We start from the raw sequence: 20,166 nt of genomic DNA, 5'->3' as shown, positions 1-20,166 counted from the left end.
AACATCGAGCGAACCGTAGGGTCGGGGCCATGACGAAGTTCGACGGGAAGACCTGTTTGATCACCGGCGCCGCCAGCGGCCTGGGCCGGGCCACCGCCTTCGCGGCCGCCGCCAAGGGCGCGGCACTGGTGCTCACCGACATCACCGCCGACACCCTCGCCGCCACCGCCGACGAACTGCGCGCCGCCGGTGCCACCGTGCACCTGGCCCATCCCGCCGACGTGAGCGACCATTCGGCCGTGGTCGGGCTGGCCGCGCACACCTTCGAGGCCGTCGGGCACGTCGACATCGTGATGAACGTGGCGGGCATCGCCACCTGGGGCACCGTCGACAAGCTCACCCACCAGCAGTGGCGGCGCACCGTCGACATCAACCTCATGGGCCCCATCCACGTCATCGAGGAGTTCCTGCCCCCGATGATCGCCGCGCGCCGTGGCGGACACCTGGTGAACGTGTCCTCGGCCGCCGGGCTGTTCGGACTGCCCTGGCACGCGCCCTACAGCGCGACCAAGTTCGGGTTGCGCGGTGTGTCGGAGGTGCTGCGATTCGACCTGCGCAGGCACAAGATCGGCGTCAGCCTGGTGCTGCCGGGGGCGATGGCGACGCCGATGGTCGACAGTGTCGACATCGCGGGCGTCGACCGCGACAACGCCGCGCTGCAGAAGGCGATCGGCCTGTTCCTGCGCCACGCCGTCACCCCGGAACAGGCCGCCAAGGCCGTGATCCGGGGCGTCGAACGCAACCGCTACTGGGTGTACACCTCCCGCGACATCCACCTCGCGCACTGGGGTCAGCGCTTCGTCCCCTACGGCTACACCCTCGCCATGCGCGGCCTCAATGCCGCGATGACCGGCTACGCCACCAAGAACGAACTGGTGCGCTGAGCACGCCTCACACCAGATCCGAGGGATCGGTGTTGGCTCCGCACAGGATCACGCAGACCCGTTCACCCTCGGCGCGACGATAAGCGGCACCCGAACCCGTGTCGAGCAGGGCCGCCAACGCCGTCGCGGCACCGTTCTCCACGACGATGCGGTGCTCGTCCCAGAGTTGTCGGCGTGCGGCGCGGATCGTCTGGTCCTCGACCAGCACCGACATCACGTCCGGATGCTGGGCGGCCGCCAGCGCCATCTCCGAGACGTGCGGCGCGCCAAGCGAATCGGCGGCGATCGAGTCGACGCTCACCTGCACCGGTCGTCCCGCCGCGAGCGCCGCGTGCAGCGATCGGCAACCCACCGGTTCCACCGCGACGGTGCGGATGCCGAAATGCTGTGCGGCGACGGTGGTTCCGGTGAACAGTCCACCGCCGCCCACCGCGAGCACCACGGTGTCGAGATCGGGCACGCGCTGCTGGATCTCGCGCATCAGCGTGCCCGCGCCCGCCGCGATGAGCGGGTGATCGAACGCGTGTGAGAACAGCGCGCCGGTGCTCGCGGCGAATTCCTGGCACGCGGCCAGTGCCTGCTTGTACTCAGGACCGATCAGTCGTACATCGGCGCCCAAGTCACGAAGTCGACCGATTTTGACCGGCGGCGCCGTCTCGGGCAGGAACACCGTCGCGGGCACGCCCGCCTCCCGCGCCGCCCACGCGCAGGCGAGCCCGGCGTTGCCGCCTGAGGCGATCGTCACACCGGCGCTGGGCAACTCCCCGGCGGCCCGCAGGAAGTTCTGTGCGCCGCGCGCTTTGAAAGTCCCGGTGAACTGCAGGAACTCGAGCGCGAACCAGAGCGGGGAATCCCCAGGTCCAGCCGGTGTCACCGTCACCGGGCGAACCCGGCCCTCGATCCGCGCGGCGGCGGCCTCGATGTCGTCGAAAGTGGGCTTCACTCCTCGACTATGCCACCGCGCGCGGTGGCCCGACCGGCCGTTGAAACCGCGCAAATCGGGCACGAATTGTTACGGCGGGTTTACGCGCCGAGAAGTCTGGGTAAGTAACGGATTGGTAACAAGCTCGAAAGCGGGATGTCGTGTCGGATTGGGGACGCGAATTCCCCAGGTGTACCGGCCGCACGCGCGAGCGTGTCAGCAAAGGAAGTGCACATGAGCGAGCATTGGCAGAACACAGCCGCATCGGCGGTCACGGTCGCGCCGGGCGGCAGCGAGGTGCGAGGATGACCGCCAACTTGATGATCGTCGACGACGACGTGCAGATGCGGGGCGATCTGCGCCGCGCGATGGAGGACGAGGGCTACGCGGTGGCCGAGGCGGGTGTCCCCGAAGACGCCCTCGACCGGCTCCGCAACGACGGCCCGCCCGACCTGATGATCGTCGACCTGATGCGTGGCGCCACCGACGGCTTCGACTGCATCCGCGAGATCCGCCGCGACCACGACGTGCCGATCATCGTGATCAGCACCCGCTACGACACCCACGACGTGGTCGCCGCGTTGGAGGCCGGTGCCGACGACTTCGTCAGCAAGCCGTTCGAGATCAAGGAGATCACCGCCCGGATGCGCGCCCTGCGCCGCCGCGCCAGGATCGCCGCCGAACGCGACGCCACCCCCGAGGTGGTCCTCGACGACGACCCGGTGCGTCCCCTCGTCCTCGCGGCCGACGCGGGCGCGGTACGCCGCGGCAGCGAGGAGTTGCACCTCACGGTCACCGAGTTCCGGTTGCTGTGCGAACTCGCCGAAACACCGGGGCGCGTGCTCAGTCGCGCGGTCCTGCTCGAAAGAGTCTGGGATCAAGGGTTTTTCGGTGACGAACGCATCGTCGACGTCCACGTGCGCCGGTTGCGTACCAAGATCGAGCGCGATGCCTCGGATCCGCGCATCGTGGTGACCGTGCGCGGTCTGGGCTATCGACTGGATATCCAGCCGCAGTAAACGGTTCGTCATACAACCGCAAAGAGCTCGACACAAAGACCGCAAAGTCTCTTAGTCAAGGTGGAATGTATGCCGAGTCCGACTATGTCCATCGAGCCGACCGCCACGGCGGCAGCGCAAGATTCGGAAACGATTCTTCGACATCCACGTTTGGGTGACGGTGCGCAATTGTGGCGTATCGCCCGTGATTCCCGCGTCCTCGACGTGAATTCGAGCTACGCCTATCTGCTGTGGTGTCGTGATTTCGCGGCGACCTCCATGGTCGCCGAAATCGCCGGGCAGGCAGTGGGATTCGTGATCGGTTACGTCCGGCCCGAAGCGCCGGATACGCTGTTCGTCTGGCAGGTCGCCGTCGACGCCGAATTCCGTGGCCGGGGTCTGGCCGCGAAACTCCTGCACGCTCTACTCGATTCCGTGGCACCCGCCGGGATCAACACCCTGGAAACGACGATTTCACCGGATAATTCCGCTTCCCAGGCGTTGTTCTCCGCGGTGGCCCGCGAACGCGGCGCGCAATTGCGCACAGAAGCACTGTTCGAAGCACTTCATTTCCCGGATTCTCACGAAGCCGAGCACCTCTACATTATTTCGCCCGCTCAGCGCCAGGAGGCACAATCATGATCACGACCACCGATACCAGCATCTTCGAAGCCATGGAATCGAACGTGCGCGGATACTGCCGGGACTGGCCCTCGGTGTTCACCACCGCCGAAGGCGCGTGGATCCGCGACGAGCAGGGCCGCGAGTACCTCGACTTCTTCGCCGGGGCGGGTGCGCTGAACTACGGGCACAACAACCCGGTCCTGAAGAAGGCGCTGGTGGAATACATTTCGGGCAACGGCATCACCCACGGCCTCGACATGTCGACCGTGGCCAAGCGTGAACTGCTCGAGACCATCCGCGACACCCTGCTGACCCCGCGTGGGCTCGACTACAAGGTGCAGTTCCCCGGCCCGACCGGCGCCAACGCCGTCGAGGCGGCGCTGAAGCTGGCCCGCAAGGTGACCGGCCGCAAGACCATCCTCAGCTTCACCAACGCTTTCCACGGCATGACCCTCGGTGCGCTCTCGGTCACCGGTAACGCGGCCAAGCGGGCGGGCGCCGGTGTGCCGCTCGAGCACGCCACCCCGATGCCCTACGACGGCTACTTCGACAACACCATCGAGGACTTCGGCTGGATGCAGCGGGTGCTCGACGACAGCTCCTCGGGCTTCGACCGCCCCGCCGCCGTGATCGTGGAGACCGTGCAGGGTGAGGGTGGTGTCAACCTGGCCCGCGCCGAGTGGCTGCGCCACCTGGCCGGGCTGTGCGCCGCGCGCGACATCCTGCTCATCGTCGACGACGTGCAGATGGGCTGCGGCCGCACCGGCCCGTTCTTCTCCTTCGAGATCGCGGGCATCACCCCCGACATCGTCACCCTGTCCAAGTCGATCGGTGGCTACGGCCTGCCGATGGCACTGGTCCTGCTCAAGCCCGAGCACGACCAGTGGGCTCCCGGTGAGCACAACGGCACCTTCCGCGGCAACAACCCGGCCTTCGTCACCGCGACCGCCGCGCTGCGCGAGTACTGGTCCGACGACAAGCTGGCGCGGCTGACCGCCGCCAACGGTGAGTACATCGGTCGCACGCTCTCGGCCGTCGCCGAGCGGCACGAGGGCATCACCACCCGTGGTCGTGGCATGGTGCACGGCATCGTGTTCGACGACCCGTCGCAGGCGGGCAAGGTGTGCCGCACCGCGTTCGAACAGGGGCTGCTGGTGGAGACCTCCGGTTCGATGGACGAGGTCGTGAAACTGCTGCCGCCGTTGACCCTGCGCAGCGACGAACTCGATCGCGGCCTGTCGGTGCTGTCGGACAGCATCGACACCGTCTGTGGTGGTGCCGCATGATCGTGCGTACCACCACCGAGATCACCGGAACCGACCGCGACGTGGCCGGTCCCGGGTGGCGAAGCAAGCGCATCGTGCTGGCGGGCGACAAGGTCGGGTTCTCGTTCCACGAGACGACGATCGAGGCGGGCACCGTGCACCGGTTCCACTACCAGAACCATGTGGAGGCGGTGTGGCTGGTCGAGGGCGAGGGTGAACTGCTCGACCTCGAGGACCAGACCGTGTATCCGCTCGGTCCCGGCTCGATGTACCTGCTCGACGGCCACGAACGTCATCAGGTCACCGCCCGCACCACGCTGCGGATGTTGTGTGTGTTCAATCCGCCGGTCACCGGCCGCGAGGTACACGACGAGAACGGAGTGTATCCGCTGATCATCGAGGAGGATGCCAGTGTCTGATCGGTCCGACCGCTACCCCACGCGGTTGTCCGAGCCCGCCCCCCACATCGAGCGCACCGATCCCACGGTGTGGGGGCAGGTGAGTACACCCGAGCTGGCCGAGTTCGACGCGAACGGTTTCGCGACGATCCCGGACCTGCTCAGTGCGGACGAGGTGGCGGCCTTCGGGGCCGAGATAGGGCATCTGGCGGCCGATCCGGTGCTCTACGGCGACGAGCGCGTGATCGTGGAACCCGTTGCCGGACATGTTCGTTCGGTATTCCAGGTGCACCGCCTGAGCAAGCCGATCGCGGAGCTGCTCGCCGAGTCCCGCATCGTCGGGCTCGCCGAGCAGATTCTCGGTTCGCCGGTGTATCTGCACCAGAGCCGGGTGAACTACATGCCCGGTTTCGGTGGTAGCGGTTTCGGTTGGCACTCGGATTTCGAGACCTGGCACGCCGAGGACGGGATGCCTGCCCCGAGCGCGGTGAGTCTGTCGATCGCGTTGACCGACAACTACCCGTTCAACGGGTCGCTGATGGTGATGCCCGGGTCGCACCGCACGTTCGTGCCGTGCCTGGGTGAGACGCCGGAGGGCCACTACCGGGAGTCGTTGCGCGAGCAGCGGATCGGCGTCCCGACCAACGACGACATCACCTTCCTGGCCGCGCGCTACGGCATCACCCAATTCACCGGCAAGGCCGGGTCGGCGTTGCTGTTCGACTCCAACCTGATGCACGGGTCGTCGAACAACATCACGCCCTATGCCAGGTCGAACATCTTCCTGGTGTTCAACAGTGTCGAGAACGCCCTGGTCGAGCCGTTCGCGGCGCCGCGGCGTCGGCCGGAACACATCGCCGCGCGGGAGTTCACGCCCGTGCGCACCGCGCCCGGCGAGCGGCACCTGGTGGATCAGGTGCGCTGAGGCAGTTCGGCCAGGCAGGTCGCGGCCCGTGGATCCTCGTGGGCCGCGGCCTGCCACCAGGTGCGGGCGGTGCTGATGTCGCCGACGTGCAGGGCGAGCAGGCCGAGGTCGTAGGCGGCGCCGCTGTGTCCCGCCTCGGCCGCCTGGGTCCAGAGCAGCCTGGCCGAATCATGTTCCCCGCGTGCGAACATCGCGGTGCCGAGGTCGTGCAGCGCGCGGCCGACGCTCTGCTCCGCCCGTGGCTGGGCGGGTGTTCGCCGAAGTTGGTCGGTGGGTGCGGGATCCGTGTCGGTCCGGGTGAGTTCGACGACGAGTTCGTTGAAGTCGGGGGTACCCGGGCCGGTGCTGCACCACAGTGTCGACGCCCCGTCGGGCAGCAGGTCGACGACCATGCCGTAGTTGCCGGTCCACGACTGCTGCGGGCCCGCGCCCGCGACCCAGACCGGAGTGAGGGTGAACAGGGCGTCCGGCGCTTCGGCGGTGACCGTGATGTCGATGCCCGCCGCGAGCGCGTCGGACCAGATGTCCACCCCGGCCAGGCTTCGCCCGCCCAGCTTCACGTGGCCGTCGGTGACGGTCAGCCCCAAGCCGAGTCCCGACACATCGGCGGGCGGCATCACCGACAGTGCGCGCAATCGCAGCGCGGTCGTGCCGGTGGGGAGTGCCTCGGTGTACATCGGATACACGTCGGCACCGCACCAGTCGATCGGGTCGGCCCCGGTGTAACGGTGCTCGAGTGGCACGTCACCGGGGCGCTGTGCGCCAGGACGATTCATCGGTGCGGCCCACCCTTTCCGACGTAGGACCCCCTGCCTGTGCGCGCTACACCGTACCCGCGTGTGGACGCTCCCATGCGCGTTTCCCGACGTCCGAGCCGCCGCGCATGCCCCGGCCACCCGAGCCGTCGCCGGACCGCGCTGGGCGGCAACGAGGTTCGCCGGGGCGCCGCGGGGATCAGACGGCGACCGATTCGCCGATCTCCTCCTCGATCGCGCGTGCCGTGACGGGCGCGGGCGTGTGCCGCCGCTCGTACTTCCCGGCGATCACGACGAGCAGCACGCCCACCGCCAGCCACCCGAACAAGCCACCGAGCCGGGCGCCGAAACCGGCACCCCCGTCGAAGTAGAGCAGGCTGCGCAACCCTTCGACGAAGTCGGCGCCGTTCCAGAACGAGTGCAGCGCGCCGAAGAACCCGTTCTGCAGTTCCGGCCGGTAGACGCCACCGGAAGTGGTGAAGTTGAGCATCACGAACAGGGTGATCAGGGCGAGTGTGGTCCAGCGCTTCAAGAAGGTGTGCAGGCCGATGCCGATCAGGATGATGCCCGTGGCGTAGAGCCAGGCGATGCCGAACACGCTCGCGAAGGCACTGTCGATCACGCCGAACACCGGTCCCGCGACCACAACGCCGATCAGGCTCACCACCAGTGCCGTCACCACGCCGATCGCCGCGCGGACCCGCATCCGCAGCGTCGCGCCCGCGGCGCCGATCACCGCGACGCTGCCGTAGGCGCCGACGCTCAGCGCCACCAGTAGGAAGAACAGGCCCTGTCCGGTGGGATCGCCGTCGGGCTTGGTCGTCACATCGGTGACCGTCAGCGGTACGCCCTGGTGGTCGGCGACAGATCGGAACGCCACCTCGGCGGCCATCGCGCTGGTGTCCGAGCTCGCGGTGGCCACGAGAAGTTCCGGACGCGCGGCGTCGGGCACGTAGGCACCGACGAGCTCGCGTTCGCGCAGCAGATCGGTCGCGGCTTCCCGGGTGGGCACGGTGATGATGTCGACGCCCGCGCCGCCGCGATCCTTCATCGTCTGCGCGAGCACCATCGACTGCGGCGAGTCGCCGACGACGGCCAGCGCCAGATGATTCGGCGTGGGCTGGTGGAACGCGCCGAGATAGGCCAGGGCCATGCCCAGGCACATCAGCAGGGGCGTGAGCAGGTGGCCCGCGAGGTGGCGCAGCTGGGTGACGGTCATCGAGGGAAGTCTCCAAGAGGGTTGGTAAATGCAACTATTATTGTTGTATCGTACAACCATGAGTGAGTCACCGGCAAGGGACGCCGACGTCGATGTCATCCAGCGGGAACTGACCGCGTTCTCCCGTCGGGCCCGTGGCCGCGCCGCGGAACTGCACCCCGAACTGAGCTTGGTCGCCTACAGCATCCTCGACCTCGTCCTCGAACGCGACGGGTGCCAGGCCGCCGACGTGGCCGCGCAGTTCCTGCTCGACAAGTCGACGGTCAGCAGGCAGGTCGGGGCGCTCGAACAGCTCGGTTACCTGGAGCGCGAGATCGACCCCGCCAACCGGCGCAACCACATCCTGCGTGCCACCGCCGAGGGGCGCACCGTGGCGCTCCAGGCCGAACGCACCCGGCGGGCCGCCTTCACGGCGCGTTTCGCCGACTGGTCCGACGAGGATGTGCGGACTCTGGCCCGCTTGCTCGTGCGCTACAACCAAGGCTGAACCGGGTGTAGCGCGCGTCACTGCCGCCGAAGGTCGGTGCCCCGGCTCGGGGGTTCGGTCGGTATAGTCGCCGCGGATGAGTAGTGACACCACCCACCCCGCGCAGCCGACCCGACGCCCGATCAATCGAGCCTGGTGGCTGGTGCCGGTGTTGCTCGGTGTCGTTGCGGTGGTGTGCATGCGGACCCCGCTGTGGCCGTTCGAACCGTACTCCGGCGCCTTCATCGATCTGCAGGTGTACCGCCTCGGCATCGAGGCCATGCGCGACGGCGCCGACATGTACGGTCAGCTCCCCAAGACGAGCGTCGGTATCGGCCTGCCGTTCATCTATCCACCCTTCGCCGCGATCGCCCTCGCGCCGTTCGCGTTGCTGCCGTGGGGTGCGGCCAAAACCCTCTACGTCGCGGTGTCGGTCGCCGCGCTCGCGTGGACGCTGTACCTGGTCGCCCGTCGCTACAACCCCGAACGCAAGCAGGTCGCGCTGCTGGTGACCGCCTGTGCGCTGCCGGTGGCGATGCTGCTCGAGCCGGTGCGCGCCACCATCGACTTCGGGCAGGTGAACCTGCTGCTGATGGTGCTGGTCGCCACCGACTGCCTGTTGCCGAAGACCCGCTACCCGCGCGGCATGCTCATCGGTCTGGCGGCCGCCGTGAAGCTCACGCCCGCCGCGTTCGTGTTGTTCTTCCTCGTCCGCAAGGACTACAAGGCCGCTGCCACCGCCGCCGCCACCGGGGCGGTCGCCACCCTCGTCTCGTTCGCGATCCTGCCGACGGAGTCGGTGCGTTACTGGTTCGGCGGCCTCGGCAATGTCTCCGGGCTCAGCGGTTCGGCCTTCCACACCAACCAGTCGATCCAGGCGGTGCTGGCCCGCCTGCACGTCACGGGCCTGCCGTTCGATGCCCTGTGGTTGGTCTTCGGCGCCCTGCTGCTCGCCCTGGTCGTCGCCGCCATGCGCAAAGCCGCCGACGCCCCCGCGATCGCCCTGGCTCTCAACGCTGTCTTCACCCTGCTGCTGTCGCCGATCTCGTGGTCGCATCACTGGGTGTGGATCGCGCCCGCGCTGCTGGCCATCGTCTGCCACGCCCGCACTGTGCCCGCCGCCCCCGCGCGCGGCTGGTATGCCACGGCACTCGTGGTCGCCGCCGTCTTCATCATCGCGCCGCACAGCTTCCTGCCCGACGGAGAACACCGGGAAACGTCGTGGACCTGGAACCAGCATCTGATCGGCGACACCTACGTGTGGTCGGCGGTCGCGCTGGTCGTGCTGTTCCTGCTCACCGGCAGGCGCCGGGCTTCCTCCTCGTCCACCCTCGAACCCGCGCGGCCCGAGGTCATCCCCGCCGCCTGAAGGCCCGCTGTTTGGGGTCGACCCACCCGGGTACTGCGGCAGCCGTTCGAGGAAACTGGCGAAGGTCGCTTCGGCGCCCGGGAAGGTTCCGTGATGGTGACTACCGATGTGCAGCGGGTCGAGCGGGCGTTGTCGGAGATCGATTTCCCGGCCAACAAGGACGACCTGGTGCGGTGTGCGACCGATGCGAAAGCCGACGACGACACGGTGCGCGCCCTCCGCGCGATACCGCCGGTGGCCTACGCGAACATGACCGAGGTCCTGCAATCGGTGAGCCTCGACGACGGGCGATCCGAAGCGCTGCGGATGGCGCAGAGCCGCGATCACGCGCACCCGGGCGTCGCCGAGCGGGACCGCGAGGTTCCGCCGAACCCGATCGTCGAGGAACTGGGGGAGAACCGGGGTAGCTGACCGAGCTCTCACCGCCCGTCGGTCGGCGGGATCCGCCGGGTATCCGCCAGCCCCGTTCCCGTCACCAGCGGGAGGTCGAGGGTGGTGCGGATGCCCGCTGGCGCGGCGACGACGGCCGGGATCGCATTGACCAAGCGCATCGCGGTGCCGACGAGGCCGGCGTGGTTGTGGTCGCCTCGGTCGCTGAACATGGCGAGGTCGAGGGTGTAGTTCGGTTCCCCGGTGATCTCCACTCGATACGACCCGCCTTCTCGCGCGGGCTGGGGCCAGTCGGGCGCGAGATCGGCGCGCAACCGGGTGACGTGCTCGAGCACGGTCACCGCGCGGTCACCGACCATGCCCCGCACCTCGAACCGCAGCGCCGCCGCCGTGCCCGCCTCGATGGTGCCGGAATCGATGTCGAAGGTTCCCGGTGCGGGCAGGCGCTGGTACTCCTGCGTGACGGCGTCGAGTTCGATGCCGAGACCGGCCGCGAGCTGACGCACGACGCTGCCCCAGGCCAGCGAAAGCACACCCGGTCGCAACAGCAACGGTGTCTCCGTCATCGGCCTGCCGAAACCCATGATGTCGAACATGACCGACGGATTGTCGTAGGTGGAGTAGTCGACGATCTCCAGGCATCGCACCTGGTCGACATAGCGGCACGTGCCGAGCAGGGCGAGGGGGAGCAGGTCGTTGGCGAAGCCCGGGTCGATCCCGTTCACGAACAGTGACGAATCGCCCTGTGCCGCGGCCTGTTCGACGGGGTCGAGCAATTCGGCCGGAAGCACACCCCACGGGTACTGCAGGAACACCGGTGCGCTCGCCACCACATCGATACCCGCGGCGAGCAGCCTGCGTAGGTCTTCGAGGGCCTCGGGGAGTCGGTTGTCGGTCATCGCCGTGTAGACCACGCAGTCGGGTCGACGCGCGAGAACCTCCTCGATGCCGAGGGTAGCCACGACGCCGGAGGGGGTGTCGATTCCCGCCAGTTCGGCCGCGTCGAGGCCCGCCTTGTCCGGTCCGGAGACGTGCACACCGATCAGCTCGAGGCGCGGATCGGCGAGCACGCCCGCGAGCGCGTGGCGCCCCACATTGCCGGTGCCCCAGTGGATGACGCGAATGGTCATGGTCTCGTCCTCACAGATCGGGAAGCGGAATGGTCAGGTTGGGTGCGATGAGCCCGCCGTCGACCTCGAGGACCTTCCCGGTGAGGAACGACCCGGCGGGGGAGGCGAGATACACCGCCGCCGCCGCGATGTCGGCCGGATCGCCGAGGCGACGCAACGGCGTGGCCTGCTCCATCTGGGTGCGCATCTGCTCATTGCCCGCGACGACCGCCAGCGCCGAGGTGAGGATCGAACCCGGCGCGATGGCGTTGACCCGCACGCGCGGACTCAGATCGGCGGCGGCGGTGCGCGTGTAGTGCGCCAGTGCCGCCTTCGCGGTCGCGTAGGCGGCGAAGGCGCGTCCGGGCAGGCGGCCCATCGTCGAGGTGATGTTGATGATCGAGCCGCCCTCGGCCGTGGCGAGCATCGTCGGCACCGCCGCCCGGACCAGGGCGTGCGCGGTGCCGACATTGAAGGCGAAGGCCTCGGCCAGATCGTCGAGGGAGCTTTCGAGCAGCGGCTTCGGCAGCGCGCCGCCCACATTGTTCACGGCGATGTCGAGGCGGCCGAACCGGTCGGCCGCCACCTCGGCGAGGGCGGCGACCGCCGCGGGGTCGGCCAGATCGGCGACGACGACCTCGGCCTGCCGACCTGTCGCGGCGACCTGATCGGCCACCGCGCGCAGATCGGACTCCGTCCGCGCGGCGATCACCACATCGGCGCCCGCCTCGGCGAATCCGAGCGCGATCGCGGCGCCGAGGCCGCGCCCGGCGCCGGTGACGACGGCGACCCGGCCGTCGAGCCGGAAGAGATCGAGAATCATGGAAACCCCTTGTGCGTCGAATATTCGACTAATATGTGACGAATAGTCGAAGCAGTGTAGGGCGGGGTCGACCCGCGGACAAGGGGTGTCATGTCGCATTCGGCATCGCCGCCGACCCGTCGGGTCATCGATGTGATGGAACTGCTCGCGCGCACCGACCGGCCGCTCACGGCCTCGGAGATCGCCACCGCGCTGTCGCTGGCCCGCGCGACGGTCACCGCCGTGCTCACCGAACTCGCCGCCGCGGGCTGGGTGCGTCGCGACCGGGAACGCCGGTTCGGTCCGGGTCCGGCACTCGCGGCGCTGCGCCCCGCCGATCCCGAGATCCGCGAGTCGGCCGTGCGCGCCGACCTGCGGGCGCTCGCCCAGGCGGCCGGATGCGGGGTGACTCTCAGCAAGATCGAGGGCACCACCTTGACTGTCGTCGCCAAGGAGTACGCACCGGAGGCGCGGGTGGTGCCGGGTCTCGCTGTCGGCCAATCGATTCCGTTGACGTTTCCGGCGGGTGCGGCGGTGATGCCGTGGCGCGGCGAGGCCGAGCGCGCCGCGTGGCTGGCCGGTGATGCCGCGCGCCGGGAGGGTCCGGCGCTGCTGCGTTTCGTGCGGGCGCATGGTTGCGCGGTGTTCCGTCCCGATTCCGACGACGCGGGCCTGGTCGACGTGCTGGCCGACCTGCTGGGTGCGGTCGGCGCCGAACTCGTGCAACCGGACCTGCGTGTCCGCGTCCTGCGCCAGCTCGGACGCCTCACCGCCCGCCCGTACCGGGAAGCCGAATTCCTCGGCGTGCGACCGCTGCCCGTCGGTTACCTGTCGGCGCCGGTGTTCGTCGACGGGGCCGCGCCCTACGAGCTCCAGCTCGGTCCGCTGCGCTCGGCCGTCGGCCCCGCCGAACGGAGGAACTACGTCGAAGCGATTCGCCAAGGGGCGCAGGCGCTCTCGGCGTCGTTGGGACAGTGAACCGCCCTCAGGTCGTCGGGCGCGGTCGCAGGACCACCACGGGGATCTCGCGCTCGGTCCAGGACTGATAGGTGTCGAAGTCGGCGTACAGGTCGACCAGCGCGGGCCACAGCCGCGCCCGCTGCCCGGCGTCGGCGACCACCGCGCGCACGGCCCGGCGGGTGGGCCCGATCTGGATGTGTGTCTCCGGATCGGCGCACAGGTTGCGGTACCACTGCGGATGAGTGGCCAAGCCACCCTGCGAGGCGACGACAACGATGTCCGCACCGTCGGCGAGGTAGAGCAGCGGGACCGTGAACTGCTTGCCCGTCCTGCGGCCGCGATGCTCGAGCAGCAGGGTGGGTACGGGTTTGCGGAAACCCGCACCGATGCGCCAGGTGCCGCCGATGCGGCCGCCGGTGCGCCGATAGACCGCCACCTGTGCGCGGCCGACCAGTCGGAAGATCTTCGGCAGTACCGGGTGGTCGAGTTGGCGTGGGCGCGGAGGTGGGGTCACGAGCGGCTCCTGGACAGGGTTGCGGGGCCTACCGACCATACATTTGGGGCGGAATCTGTATGGTCTGTTTCCCGTGTCCCGCCGCGCGTCGGCGTCGGCCACCCGATGGTCGCGGGTGAATAATCACCGTGGGCGCCCGGTAGGTCCGGGCCGCGGCGAGAGGCGCGAGATGACCGCGATCGGTTTGCTGTTCACCGGGGTTGCCGTGCTGCTGCACGCCTATATCTTCGTGATGGAGTCGCTGCGCTGGACCGCCGCGAGCACCCGCAAGACCTTCGGCATGTCGGCCGCCGAGGCTGAGGCGACCCAGGAGATGGCCTTCAATCAAGGCTTCTACAACCTCTTCCTCGCCGTCGTCGCGGCTCTCGGGATGGGGTTCACCGCTTTCGGTGACAAGGGCATCGGACTCGCGCTGGTACTCGCGGGAGCCGGATCGATGGTCGCCGCCGGTGTCGTCCTGCTCGTGTCCTCGCCGAACAAGGCGCGTCCCGCGCTGATCCAGCTGGTCCCGCCGCTGATCGGTTGTACCGCACTGGTGTTCGCTCGCCTGTAGAACCTGGCGACGACCCTGTCTTCCGTCATATGAGTAACCGTGTTACTGTTCGCGGCGTCGCTGCTGTGACGGGGCTCATGATCCCTTGACCCGGCGACCTGGATCACCCCGGCGACGGCGCCGGAGCGTGATGTTCACGAAAGAGGTTCTCGATGGATCAGCAGGGTGTCGGGCGGTCGCGTGCCGCAAGGGTCGTCCTCGGAGCGGCCGTGGCGTGCGCGATGGCGGCGAGTGTCGTAGTCGCGCAGACGGAGACGTCCTCGGCCGAGCCGGTCGGCTCGTTCTACACCCCGCCTCCGCAGATCCCCCAGGAACCCGGCGCGATCATCAAGACCGCCCCGATGGCACTGCTCGCCACCCCGCCGAGCGAGAAGGGCTGGCCGGGCGTCGGGCAGCACGTCATGTACACCTCACGACTGCAGGACGGGTCACCCGTCGCGGTGTCGGGCACCTACATCGAGCCGACCGGGCCCTGGCTGGGCGCCGGTCCGCGCCCGACCGTCGTCATCGCGCCCGGCACCTCCGGGCAGGGCGACCAGTGCGCCATGTCGCAGGCGTTCTCCACCGGCCTGACCGTGCACACCGACCCCGCCCTCGGCCTCTCGGCGAACCAGGAACTGCCGTCCTCGGGGGTGTGGAGCCAGCTCGGCGCGCGAGTGCTGGTCACCGACTACATCGGGCTCGGTACGCCCGGCATCCACACCTACGCCAACCGCATCGAGAGCGCCCACGCGGTGCTCGACGGCGCCCGCGCCGCGCACCGCCTGGCCGGGGTCGGACCCGAGACACCCGTGGTGTTCTGGGGCTACTCGCAGGGCGGCGGTTCCACCGCGGCGGCGGCGGAGATGGCGCCGGACTACGCGCCGGAACTGACGGTGAAAGGCACCTGGGCCGGTGGTCCGGTCGCCGATCTGGCCGCCATCCTCGCCAAGATCGACGGCGCCCTGATCGGCGGCGCCATCGGCTTCGCCATCAACGGCATGCTGGCGCGCTACCCGGAGCTGAACCAGGCCCTCGACAAGACCATCAGTCCGGCCGGGCGCGACATGCTCGCCACCCTGAGCGAATCCTGCATCGCCGACCTCATCACCTATCACCCCTTCCTGAAGACCACGTCGATGACCAAGGACGGCCGCCCGCTCCTGGACCATCTGGCCGAATTGCCCGAGGCGGCACCGGCATTGGCGGAACTGCGGGTCGGCAGCATGACCCCGGCCACGCCGGTGCTCATCACCAGTGGGCTCAACGACGACACCGTCCCCTACGGTCAGGCCCGCGCGCTCGCCGAGACCTGGTGCGCCAAGGGCGCGACGGTCACCTTCCGCACCAACGACCTGCCGCCGATCCTGCCCGGCACCACCATCCCGAACCACTTCGGGCCCGAGCTGATCGACGGATTCGGTCCCGACAACGCGGTCACCTACCTGCTCGACCGCCTCGCCGACAAACCGGTCACCGGCTGCACCTTCGACTGACCAGGAACACCGATGACCACATTCTCACGCCGCTCGATGCTCGCGGCGGGAGCGGCGCTGGGCGGAATGCTGCTCGGTGTCCGCCCCGGCGCCGCGGCCCCGATCCCGATGCGCTCCGACACCATTCCGCTGACCAGGGAGGAGCACCGGGTCGTCATCGTCGGCTCCGGTTTCGGCGGCGGCGTCAGCGCGCTGCGACTGGCGCAGGCGGGTGTACCCGTCACCGTGCTCGAGCGCGGTCTGCGCTGGCCGACCGGCCCCGATGCCGAGACCTTCCCGCGCGCCTCCGCACCGGACAAGCGGATCCTGTGGTGCCGGTCCAACCCGAATCTGTTCGGGCGCCCGCTGCTGCTCGAGCCGTATGCCGGATTGATCGAGGCGGTGGCGGGCGAGAACATGACCGCACTGTGTGCCGCCGGGGTCGGCGGCGGGTCACTGGTCTATCAGGGCATGTCGCTGCAGCCCGCCCGGGACGTGTTCGACGCGCACTTCCCGCAGGAACTGGACTGGTCGCGGATGGACCGGATCCATTACCCGAGGGTGGCCGCGATGCTTCGCCTCGCCGAGGCGCCCGACGACCTGGTCGACACCGAGAACTACCGTGTCGCCAGGGTTTTCGCGGACCGGGTGCGCCGGGCCGGACTGCCGCTGTCGAAGATCCCGATGCCGATCGACTGGGACTTCGCCCTCGCCGAACTGCGCGGGGAGATGAAGCCGTCCTATACCAACGGCGACGGTGCGATGGGCGTCAACAACGGCGGCAAACACTCCGTCGACGTCACCTACATCGCCGCCGCCGAGGCCACGGGCAACTGCCGGGTGCAGACCCTGCACGAGGTGACCGAGATCGAACGCGCATCCGACGGTCGCTGGGTCGTGCACGTGCGGCGCCTCGACAGCACCGGCGCCGTCGCCGAGCACAAGATCCTCACCACCGGTGCGCTGATCCTGGCCGCGGGCAGCCTCAACACCACCCGGCTGCTGGTCCGCGCGGGCGCCAAGGGCCTGATCCCCGACCTGCCCGACGGCCTCGGCCAGGGGTGGGGAACCAATGCCGACCGTATCTACGTCTGGCACGACCCGACGGCGGAATTCGGTGCGCCGCAGGGTGGTCCGGTGGTCTACGGCAGCAAGAACTGGCAGGACCCACGCACCGCGCACACGGTGGTGCAGGCCTCGATCCCACCGCTGTCGGTCGATCCGTCCAGCACCATGCTCGTCGGCTACGGTGTGAGCGACAGCCGTGGCGCGTTCACCTACGACGCCGCGCGCGACGAGGCCGTGCTGCACTGGCCGAAGGACGGCGACCGCGCCATCCAGGACAACCACATCGGCCCGACGATCGCGCGCATCGCGGGCACCGACGGCACCCTGCTCGACACCAACGCCTTGTTCCCCTCCACCTGGCACCCGCTCGGCGGGGCCGGGATGGGCACCGTGTGCGACCTGAACGGCCGGGTGCTCGATCAGCGGGGGCTCTATGTCCTCGACGGTGCGCTGCTGCCGGGCAGCGCCGCCGCGTGCAACCCGTCGATGACGATCGCCGCGGTCGCCGAGCGGGCCATGGACACCCTCGTCGCCGAAGACGTGGGAACGCGCATCTGAGCGGGAATCGGACCGCCGACCACGGCGAGCCGCATACCGTTCCGGCCGCGCCGGGCCGTGCACTACCCTGACCGGGTGGCGAGAAGGGGCGACGGTGATCCCGCGCGCAGGATCACCGATGTCACCCTGGCGCTGCTGGAATCCGAAGGGTACGAGGCGGTGCAGTTGCGTGCCGTCGCCCGGCTCGCCCACGTATCGCTGAGCACGGTCTACAAGCTCTATCCCACCCGCGACGACCTCGTGCTCGCGGCGGTCGCGCACTGGATGGCCACCAACACCTACACCGCGCTCGAGCCGCCGCGTGCGGGGGAGACGCTGGCTCAGGTGCTCACGCGGGTGATCCGGTACGTGTTCGAACCGTGGGAGCGGTACCCGAGGATGCTGGCGGCCTACCACCACGCCCGCTCCGGCCCCGGTGGGCAGCGCCTGGACAACCAGGGTTTCGCGGCCGTGCTGCCCGCGATCGCCCCGCTGCTCGCGACCCTCGACGAGGACTACGCCGCCGATCTCGCGCTCGTGCTCTCGAACATGGTCTACGCCCTGCTCGGCCGCTTCGCGCACGGCGATCTCGCCATCACCGAGATCCTGCCCGCGCTCGAACGCGCGGTGGTCCGGTTGACCGCCGACAACGCACCGCTGGCCGCCGCCGTCGACCAGGCGGTGACCGCCGAAGTGACCGAACTCGCCTGGAACGCCGAGTTCGGCTCGCCCTACTCCCCGGGCACCGCGACCGACGAGTCCTAGCTCCTTCTTCTGACATCCGCGTACACGCCGTGATTGCTGTCCGCCGACGTCGATGATACTGTCCAGACAGGTGTCCAGCTCGGTGTCTCGAAGCTGGGAACGCCTGGGCGACAGGGGAAAGGCGGCCGACGGATGAGCGTGCGAATCGTCGTGGATCCGGATCTGTGTCAGGGGCACGCCGCGTGCCAGGAGGAAGCACCGGAGGTGTTCACGGTGCCCAAGCGCGGGAAGGTCGAGATTCTCGTCGAACGACCGTCGAGCGCGCAGCGCGCCGCCGTCGCCGACGCGGTGACCTACTGCCCCACGCGGGCGCTGTCGATCGTCGACGACGGCGCGTCCGAAGACTAAGGAGAATGACAGTGGCCGGATTTTCGCGCAGCGAACTGGAGGAGATGGTCCAGCGCTGGCTGGCGGAGAACAAGCGCTGTGAGGCCGAGGGCGACTGGCGGCCGTTGGCCGACATGTACACCGAGGACGCCACCTATGGCTGGAACTACGGACCGACCCACGAGTTCATGGCGGTGGGCCGCGAGCAGATCCGCGAGATCGCCGTCGGACAGGAGATGGACGGTCTCGAGGGCTGGACCTACCCGTATCAGCACGTGGTGATCGACGAGAAGTCCGGCGACGTCGTCGGTTTCTGGAAGCAGACCGCGCGCGCCACCCGCCCCGACGGCAGCAACTACCAGGTGCAGGGCATCGGGGGCAGCTGGTTCCGGTACGGCGGGAACTTCCAATGGTCCTGGCAGCGTGACTTCTTCGACTACGGCAACGTTGGTGCGCTGTTCCTGGAGATGATGACGAACAAGGCCATGACTCCCGGCATGCTCACCCGGATAAAGAAAGCCACGGCCGAGCAACCGCTGCCGGGCTGGTACCCGGTCGGGAAGTCACCGGTTCCGCTGTGGTGAAACAGGATTCGCGACACTCCTATGCCGGGCTGTCGCGCGCGCACCTGGCGACGCTCGTCCCGGAACTGCTGCTGTGCGGTCATCTGATCGACCGCTCGGGTATGCCGCACACGATCGGTGCGTTCGGTCGCGAGGGCATGACCGAGGTGGCCATCGCCGAATGGCAGGTCGCCAGCCCGGTCTACACCCGGCGGATGCAGAGCGCGCTCGGCTTCGTCGGTGACGGTGTCGAGACGATCTTCAAAGGTCTTCAGCTCGATATCGGTGCGCCCCCACAGTTTCTCGACTTCCGTTTCCGCGTCGACGACCACGACCACGGCGAGTTCTGGCTCGACCACTGCGGCGCGCTGGCCGATGTGGAACCCCTCGGTGACCAGTTCGTGCGGGCGATGTGCCACGACATCGAGGATCCAACCTTCGACGCGACCGCCCTGGCCACCAACCCGCACGCCCAGGTGCGCCCGATCCACCGCCCGCCCCGTGCCCCCGCCGATCGAACGCCGGTGTGCGCGTGGCGGGTGAGTATCGACCCGGCCAACGAACCACCGCCGATCCCGCGCAACGCCGGGCTGATCGCGGGCTCGGCCGCCGCGACGGTGGCGTTGTCACCGATCGATCCCGGCGACGACGGCGCCGCCGACTACCGTGGCCCCCTGCTCAGTGACCTACGGTTCGCCGACTTCTCCCGGTCGGCGCTGATCCGGATCGCCGAAGAGGTCGCGCTGCAACAGCATCTGCTGGTGGCCGGATTCCTCGTCGCCCTGCGGGAACGGGTCGACGCCGAGCGTGCCGCGGAGATCGGCCGCAAACAGTTCGCCGGAGTGGCGGGTGTGGCCTCGGGCCGGATCGCCTCGGCGCTCGGGCTGTCCGGTGACCTCGAGTCGCTGGCGCGCGTGTTCGATCTGCATCCGGCGCTCAACCCACGCCAGTACGTCGGCAGACGAATCGAAACATCGTCCACTGCTGTCACTCTCGTCCTCGAGCGGGGCTGCGGCGCGATCACCGACGGTGTGTGGCCCGCCCTGCTCGACCCGGATCACCTCGCACCGCTGGACGCGCTGGTAGGCGGTGTCGATCCGCACTACACCTGCCGAACCTCGAAGGTGACCGAATCCGAACTCGTCGTCGATGTCGTGCGCGCGGACGAACCCGCCGCCGAAGCGGTGGAGGTGGCGCTGACCAGGATCAGCACCGGTGCCGCCTTCGCCTTCGTCGATCGGGGAATCCCGTTGCCGCTGACCGTCGTCGAACCCTCTGGAGTGCGCAGTGACCGTTGAC

23 protein-coding genes are annotated in these 20,166 nt (G+C 68.9%); 17 read left to right on the top strand and 6 right to left on the bottom strand.

From position 1 onward, the window contains the following. Window positions 1-29 precede the first annotated feature (29 nt). The gene (locus NC7_RS24010; protein WP_067986904.1) at window positions 30-884 is read left to right on the top strand and encodes an SDR family oxidoreductase; all 855 of its coding nucleotides are present in this window, start codon (window positions 30-32) and stop codon (window positions 882-884) included. Between the two features lie 7 nt (window positions 885-891). On the opposite strand, the gene NC7_RS24005 is transcribed toward NC7_RS24010, so the two are convergent. Continuing rightward, entirely contained in the window at window positions 892-1,827 is a 936-nt protein-coding gene (locus NC7_RS24005) for a threonine/serine dehydratase (RefSeq protein WP_067986902.1), read from the bottom strand. Between the two features lie 284 nt (window positions 1,828-2,111). Between NC7_RS24005 and NC7_RS24000 the strand changes: the two genes are divergently transcribed. The 5 genes from NC7_RS24000 (at window position 2,112) to thpD (ending at window position 6,016) form a co-directional block, all read left to right on the top strand. Continuing rightward, on the top strand, window positions 2,112-2,825 hold the full coding sequence (locus tag NC7_RS24000) for a response regulator transcription factor (protein WP_067635442.1): 714 nt from the start codon (window positions 2,112-2,114) through the stop codon (window positions 2,823-2,825). An 84-nt stretch (window positions 2,826-2,909) separates the two neighbouring features. After that, on the top strand, window positions 2,910-3,446 hold the full coding sequence (gene ectA / locus NC7_RS23995) for a diaminobutyrate acetyltransferase (RefSeq protein WP_067986900.1): 537 nt from the start codon (window positions 2,910-2,912) through the stop codon (window positions 3,444-3,446). Beyond that, on the top strand, window positions 3,446-4,714 hold the full coding sequence (ectB, locus tag NC7_RS23990) for a diaminobutyrate--2-oxoglutarate transaminase (protein WP_067987021.1): 1,269 nt from the start codon (window positions 3,446-3,448) through the stop codon (window positions 4,712-4,714). The genes ectA and ectB overlap by 1 nt, the downstream gene beginning before the upstream one ends. Then, window positions 4,711-5,112, top strand: coding sequence for an ectoine synthase (locus NC7_RS23985; protein WP_067986898.1), 402 nt, complete (start codon window positions 4,711-4,713; stop codon window positions 5,110-5,112). The genes ectB and NC7_RS23985 overlap by 4 nt, the downstream gene beginning before the upstream one ends. Continuing rightward, entirely contained in the window at window positions 5,099-6,016 is a 918-nt protein-coding gene (gene thpD, locus NC7_RS23980) for an ectoine hydroxylase (protein ID WP_067986897.1), read from the top strand. The genes NC7_RS23985 and thpD overlap by 14 nt, the downstream gene beginning before the upstream one ends. On the opposite strand, the gene NC7_RS23975 is transcribed toward thpD, so the two are convergent. Together NC7_RS23975 and NC7_RS23970 are read right to left on the bottom strand one after the other, a co-directional pair. Then, window positions 6,004-6,792: an SEL1-like repeat protein gene (locus NC7_RS23975; protein WP_157102156.1), complete on the bottom strand. Its 789-nt coding sequence runs from the start codon at window positions 6,790-6,792 to the stop codon at window positions 6,004-6,006. The genes thpD and NC7_RS23975 overlap by 13 nt on opposite strands. A gap of 178 nt (window positions 6,793-6,970) precedes the next feature. Further along, the gene (locus tag NC7_RS23970; protein WP_084458751.1) at window positions 6,971-7,990 is read right to left on the bottom strand and encodes an ABC-2 transporter permease; all 1,020 of its coding nucleotides are present in this window, start codon (window positions 7,988-7,990) and stop codon (window positions 6,971-6,973) included. Window positions 7,991-8,048: 58 nt separating this feature from the next. Between NC7_RS23970 and NC7_RS23965 the strand changes: the two genes are divergently transcribed. The 3 genes from NC7_RS23965 (at window position 8,049) to NC7_RS23955 (ending at window position 10,236) form a co-directional block, all read left to right on the top strand. Then, window positions 8,049-8,477 (top strand): MarR family winged helix-turn-helix transcriptional regulator, encoded by a 429-nt coding sequence (locus NC7_RS23965; RefSeq protein WP_067986889.1) that lies wholly within the window; start codon window positions 8,049-8,051, stop codon window positions 8,475-8,477. A 76-nt stretch (window positions 8,478-8,553) separates the two neighbouring features. Continuing rightward, window positions 8,554-9,825, top strand: coding sequence for a glycosyltransferase 87 family protein (locus NC7_RS23960; RefSeq protein WP_167352453.1), 1,272 nt, complete (start codon window positions 8,554-8,556; stop codon window positions 9,823-9,825). A 93-nt stretch (window positions 9,826-9,918) separates the two neighbouring features. Next, window positions 9,919-10,236, top strand: coding sequence for a DUF2795 domain-containing protein (locus NC7_RS23955; protein ID WP_201449931.1), 318 nt, complete (start codon window positions 9,919-9,921; stop codon window positions 10,234-10,236). An 8-nt stretch (window positions 10,237-10,244) separates the two neighbouring features. Here NC7_RS23955 and NC7_RS23950 read toward each other — a convergent pair whose 3' ends face one another. Together NC7_RS23950 and NC7_RS23945 are read right to left on the bottom strand one after the other, a co-directional pair. Beyond that, the gene (locus tag NC7_RS23950; protein WP_067986887.1) at window positions 10,245-11,345 is read right to left on the bottom strand and encodes an NAD(P)H-dependent amine dehydrogenase family protein; all 1,101 of its coding nucleotides are present in this window, start codon (window positions 11,343-11,345) and stop codon (window positions 10,245-10,247) included. A gap of 10 nt (window positions 11,346-11,355) precedes the next feature. Next, window positions 11,356-12,147 (bottom strand): SDR family oxidoreductase, encoded by a 792-nt coding sequence (locus NC7_RS23945; RefSeq protein ID WP_067986885.1) that lies wholly within the window; start codon window positions 12,145-12,147, stop codon window positions 11,356-11,358. 90 nt (window positions 12,148-12,237) lie between these two features. On the opposite strand from NC7_RS23945, the gene NC7_RS23940 reads away from it, so the two are divergent. Further along, a complete protein-coding gene (locus NC7_RS23940) occupies window positions 12,238-13,104 on the top strand; it encodes a helix-turn-helix domain-containing protein (RefSeq protein ID WP_067986883.1) in 867 nt (288 codons plus the stop codon). 7 nt (window positions 13,105-13,111) lie between these two features. On the opposite strand, the gene NC7_RS23935 is transcribed toward NC7_RS23940, so the two are convergent. Beyond that, window positions 13,112-13,600 (bottom strand): nitroreductase family deazaflavin-dependent oxidoreductase, encoded by a 489-nt coding sequence (locus tag NC7_RS23935; protein ID WP_067986880.1) that lies wholly within the window; start codon window positions 13,598-13,600, stop codon window positions 13,112-13,114. 169 nt (window positions 13,601-13,769) lie between these two features. On the opposite strand from NC7_RS23935, the gene NC7_RS23930 reads away from it, so the two are divergent. From NC7_RS23930 to NC7_RS23900, 7 genes are all read left to right on the top strand, one after another. Beyond that, window positions 13,770-14,153, top strand: coding sequence for a DUF1304 domain-containing protein (locus NC7_RS23930; RefSeq protein ID WP_067986877.1), 384 nt, complete (start codon window positions 13,770-13,772; stop codon window positions 14,151-14,153). Between the two features lie 152 nt (window positions 14,154-14,305). Further along, on the top strand, window positions 14,306-15,628 hold the full coding sequence (locus NC7_RS23925; RefSeq protein WP_067986875.1) for a lipase family protein: 1,323 nt from the start codon (window positions 14,306-14,308) through the stop codon (window positions 15,626-15,628). Between the two features lie 12 nt (window positions 15,629-15,640). Beyond that, window positions 15,641-17,233 carry a GMC oxidoreductase gene (locus tag NC7_RS23920; RefSeq protein ID WP_067986874.1) on the top strand — a complete coding sequence of 531 codons (1,593 nt, stop codon included), beginning with the start codon at window positions 15,641-15,643 and terminating at the stop codon, window positions 17,231-17,233. Between the two features lie 75 nt (window positions 17,234-17,308). After that, the gene (locus NC7_RS23915; RefSeq protein WP_084458750.1) at window positions 17,309-17,977 is read left to right on the top strand and encodes a TetR/AcrR family transcriptional regulator; all 669 of its coding nucleotides are present in this window, start codon (window positions 17,309-17,311) and stop codon (window positions 17,975-17,977) included. A 138-nt stretch (window positions 17,978-18,115) separates the two neighbouring features. Then, entirely contained in the window at window positions 18,116-18,325 is a 210-nt protein-coding gene (locus tag NC7_RS23910) for a ferredoxin (protein ID WP_067987015.1), read from the top strand. Window positions 18,326-18,336: 11 nt separating this feature from the next. Further along, the gene (locus NC7_RS23905) at window positions 18,337-18,888 is read left to right on the top strand and encodes a nuclear transport factor 2 family protein (RefSeq protein ID WP_067987013.1); all 552 of its coding nucleotides are present in this window, start codon (window positions 18,337-18,339) and stop codon (window positions 18,886-18,888) included. Further along, window positions 18,882-20,165 (top strand): hypothetical protein, encoded by a 1,284-nt coding sequence (locus tag NC7_RS23900; RefSeq protein WP_067986872.1) that lies wholly within the window; start codon window positions 18,882-18,884, stop codon window positions 20,163-20,165. The genes NC7_RS23905 and NC7_RS23900 overlap by 7 nt, the downstream gene beginning before the upstream one ends. Window position 20,166: the final 1 nt, after the last annotated feature.

The sequence above is a fragment of the Nocardia caishijiensis NBRC 108228 genome (assembly GCF_001612825.1).
Classification (GTDB): domain Bacteria; phylum Actinomycetota; class Actinomycetes; order Mycobacteriales; family Mycobacteriaceae; genus Nocardia; species Nocardia caishijiensis.
This window is presented reverse-complemented; position numbering and strand designations above follow the sequence as displayed.